This window comes from Candidatus Cloacimonadota bacterium (assembly GCA_034661015.1).
Taxonomy (GTDB): domain Bacteria; phylum Cloacimonadota; class Cloacimonadia; order JGIOTU-2; family JGIOTU-2; genus JAYEKN01.
In genome coordinates this window covers 1-3,576 of the sequence record JAYEKN010000129.1, presented here as the reverse complement: position 1 = coordinate 3,576, position 3,576 = coordinate 1, and the positions used below count along the sequence as shown (strand labels likewise).

General features: G+C 37.0%; 3 protein-coding genes. All 3 read left to right on the top strand.

Annotated elements, in window-relative coordinates; genetic code table 11:
* The first annotated feature begins 54 nt into the window (after positions 1 to 54).
* The 3 genes from U9P79_05195 (at position 55) to U9P79_05185 (ending at position 3,515) form a co-directional block, all read left to right on the top strand.
* On the top strand, positions 55 to 1,599 hold the full coding sequence (locus U9P79_05195; GenBank protein MEA2104024.1) for a YifB family Mg chelatase-like AAA ATPase: 1,545 nt from the start codon (positions 55 to 57) through the stop codon (positions 1,597 to 1,599).
* A gap of 5 nt (positions 1,600 to 1,604) precedes the next feature.
* On the top strand, positions 1,605 to 2,816 hold the full coding sequence (gene rodA, locus U9P79_05190; protein MEA2104023.1) for a rod shape-determining protein RodA: 1,212 nt from the start codon (positions 1,605 to 1,607) through the stop codon (positions 2,814 to 2,816).
* 120 nt (positions 2,817 to 2,936) lie between these two features.
* Positions 2,937 to 3,515, top strand: coding sequence for a D-sedoheptulose 7-phosphate isomerase (locus tag U9P79_05185; protein ID MEA2104022.1), 579 nt, complete (start codon positions 2,937 to 2,939; stop codon positions 3,513 to 3,515).
* Positions 3,516 to 3,576 lie beyond the last annotated feature (61 nt).

Below are 3,576 nucleotides of genomic sequence, written 5' to 3'. Positions count from 1 at the left end.
GAAAAAATCAAATATTAGCTTGACGCAGATTGTAAAATATTGGGTTTTTGACCCATGTTTGCAAAAGTAATTTCTTTCACGGTTTTGGGGATCAATGCGATTCCAATTCAAGTAGAAGTCGATTCAAAACAACAATCACAACCATATTTCTCTATGGTCGGCTTACCTACGAATTCTGTTCGGGAAAGCAAAGATCGAGTGGTGGCTGCTATGCGGAATAATGGTTTTGGATTTCCCGCAAAGGCTTACACTGTCAATCTTGCTCCCGCGGATGTAAAAAAAGAGGGAGTTGGATTTGACTTGCCTATTGCAATTGGTATTCTAAAATCCTTACAAAAAATATTTCCGAGATATTTGAATAAAATTGGAATGATCGGCGAACTCTCTCTGAATGGTGAATTACGACCGATAAAAGGAATTTTGCCGATTGTTATTTCCGCCAAAAAAAATGGTTTGGAAGGAATAATTGTGCCTACTGAGAATGTGAAAGAGGCGGCTGTAGTTGAGGGTATTTCTGTTTTTCCAATTAAAGATCTCAAACAATGTGTAAATTTTCTGGAGGGAAAAGAACACGTTAAAGCGGTTTCATTGAAAATGGATGAGATCTTTTCGGATACAGTATCTCATTATTTGAATATGTTTGACGTTAAAGGACAATACAATGTAAAGCGGGCTCTTGAGGTTGCAGCGGCGGGAAGACATAACATTTTGATGATTGGACCACCTGGTTCAGGTAAAACAATGCTCGCCCGTCGAATCCCGGGAATCCTTCCTAAAATGACATTGGAAGAATCGCTGACAACTACCAAAATTCATTCTGTAACCGGAAAGTTGGAATCGAAAAATTCGCTTGTGGTAAATCGTCCCTTTCGCTCTCCGCACCATACGATAAGCGATGTAGCTTTAATCGGTGGAGGAAGCTATCCTCAACCCGGTGAAGTTAGTCTGGCTCATAACGGAGTGCTGTTTTTGGATGAACTGCCCGAATTCAAAAAAACCGTTCTCGAAGTGATGCGGCAACCGCTCGAAGATGGAGTTGTTACGATTGCCCGAGCAGTTCAATCACTCACTTTTCCGGCAAACTTTATGCTGGTTGCTTCTATGAATCCTTGCCCTTGCGGGTATTATGGAAGCGATGTGAAGGGACATGAATGCCAATGCACCCCGACCATGATCCAAAAATATGTTTCCAAAATTTCCGGTCCTTTACTTGATAGAATTGATATACACGTGGAAGTTCCGGCTGTTAAATACGAAGAATTATCTTCCAATCCAAAAGGTGAAAGATCCGAAGATATTCAGCGAAGAGTAAATTTAGCCAAAAAAACTCAGTTAAAACGTTTTCAAGATTCCCCGAAAATCTTTTTTAATTCCGATATGTTTTCAAAACATATTCGCGACTTTTGTCAAATTGGGCAAGAGTGCAAAAATTTGTTGAAGATAGCTATCGAAAAATTGGGGCTTTCCGCCAGAGCTTATGACAGAATACTAAAGGTTTCCCGGACAATCGCAGATCTTGATCAAAGCGAAGAAATCAAACCTTCGCATATTAGCGAGGCAATCCAATACCGCAGTCTTGACCGAAAATATTGGTTATAGAATCTATGAAGCAATTCGATTGGCAACTTTTTATCACGTTAATTGTGCTAATAATTTTTGGCGAAATCGCGATATATAGTGCATCCATCCAGAAATTCGGGGAGAAATATGTAACATACGATTATTATGTAAAACAGCTGATCTGGATTTTTATTTCAGGCATTTTGTTTTTTGTTATTCTAAAATTTCCAAAAATATTGTTAGATTTTATTACCGTTCCTGCTTATGCTCTTTCCATATTTCTGCTGATACTGGTTCTCCTGCTTCCTGCAACAAAAGGAGTGCACCGCTGGATTCATCTTGGAGGAATAAATATTCAACCTTCGGAATTTGCAAAACTAACCACTATCTTAATGGTTGCAAGAGCAATTTCCTCAAAAAATCTTTCCCATTTAAAAAAAATATTCTACGCATTTTGCGTGATTATTCCACCGGCTTTACTTATCCTTAAAGAACCGGATCTCGGTAGTTCTCTTATTTTTTTCGTTTTTGCCTTGCCAATGATTTATTTTGCGGGAGTGTCGCTCTTTACGATTTTTCTCTTGATTTCACCCCTATTTAGCATTTTAGTCGGATTTTCCTCGATTGCCTGGATAATATTCGATGTGATCCTCCTCATTGTCCTACTATATAACAGAATTGCACTAATACATGCGGCTTTTATTCTCATTGCTAATGCATTTCTTTCTTTTCTAACACCCCTTTTTTGGAATACTCTGCGAAGTTATCAGCAGGAAAGAATTATCACTTTTCTAAATCCGGCACGAGATGTTTTGGGAGGTGGTTATCAAATCATTCAGTCAAAAATAGCAATCGGCTCAGGTGGGATTTTCGGGAAAGGATTATTGCAAGGAACACAAAAAAATTTAGGGTTTTTGCCGGAACAACAAACGGATTTTATCTTTTCTGTTGTCGGTGAAGAACTCGGCTTTTTCGGATGCGTATTACTTCTTTTGGCTTTTCTTTTTTTGATCTATCGCGGATTTGCAATTTTGAAAAAAAATAAAGAAATCAAATATCGAATCATTATAGCCGGAATATTAACATTTTTGGTATTTCAAATTGTTATAAATGTTGGAATGAATATTGGCATATTGCCTGTGGTTGGAACTCCCTTGCCTTTCATTAGTTACGGGGGAAGCAGCCTCCTGATAAATATTATTGCAATTGCCTTATTAATCAAATTTGAAAAGGAACGAAGTTTTGTTTATAGCTAAAAAACTTGAAATAATTATTTGCTATTGAAAATAAAATACTATAATTTCGTTTAAAAGAAATTCAGTAATAAAATGAAACTAGGAAACTATAACTTTTAACTTAAAACTCAAAAAAATAGAATGAAAAATATTATAAAAAAAATTCTCGAAGAACATATCGAAGTGATTCGAACTTTAGATAATTATTCAGAGCTAATCCAACAGGTTGCAAAAGATATTTCTGCTGTATTGGAAAACGGACGGAAAATAATGCTCTGCGGAAACGGTGGTAGTGCAGCTGATTCCCAGCATCTTGCTACCGAATTTGTGGTTCGCTTTCGAAGTGAATTGAACAGAAGATCCTTACCGGCTCTTGCTCTCACAACCGATACATCTCTAATCACCGCCGGAGCAAATGATTATGGATTTGACACGATATTTTCTCGTCAAGTAGAAGGATTGGGAAATAGGGGCGATTATCTAATTGGAATCAGCACAAGTGGAAATTCTGAAAACGTTTTTCAAGCAATCCGCACAGCCAAAGAAAAAGGTATTCACACATTGTTGCTTTCCGGTAAAGACGGCGGAAAAATCAAATCAGTTGCAGATGATTCGCTAATAATTCCTCATAAAAACACAGCAAGAATTCAGGAAGCTCACATTACAATTGGTCACATAATTTGTTTATTAGTAGAAATTAATTTATTCAAAAACAATTAAAACAAAAAATGGAGAATGGAAAAAGGATTTCTCGTATTATTTTTTCCGTTCTTTTAAGGAG

Bases quoted from the DNA above. Each gene is read 5' to 3' on its own strand.
- U9P79_05195 (MEA2104024.1), top strand. From the start codon at position 55: ATGTTTGCAAAAGTAATTTCTTTCACGGTTTTGGGGATCAATGCGATT.
- rodA (MEA2104023.1), top strand. From the start codon at position 1,605: ATGAAGCAATTCGATTGGCAACTTTTTATCACGTTAATTGTGCTAATA.
- U9P79_05185 (MEA2104022.1), top strand. From the start codon at position 2,937: ATGAAAAATATTATAAAAAAAATTCTCGAAGAACATATCGAAGTGATT.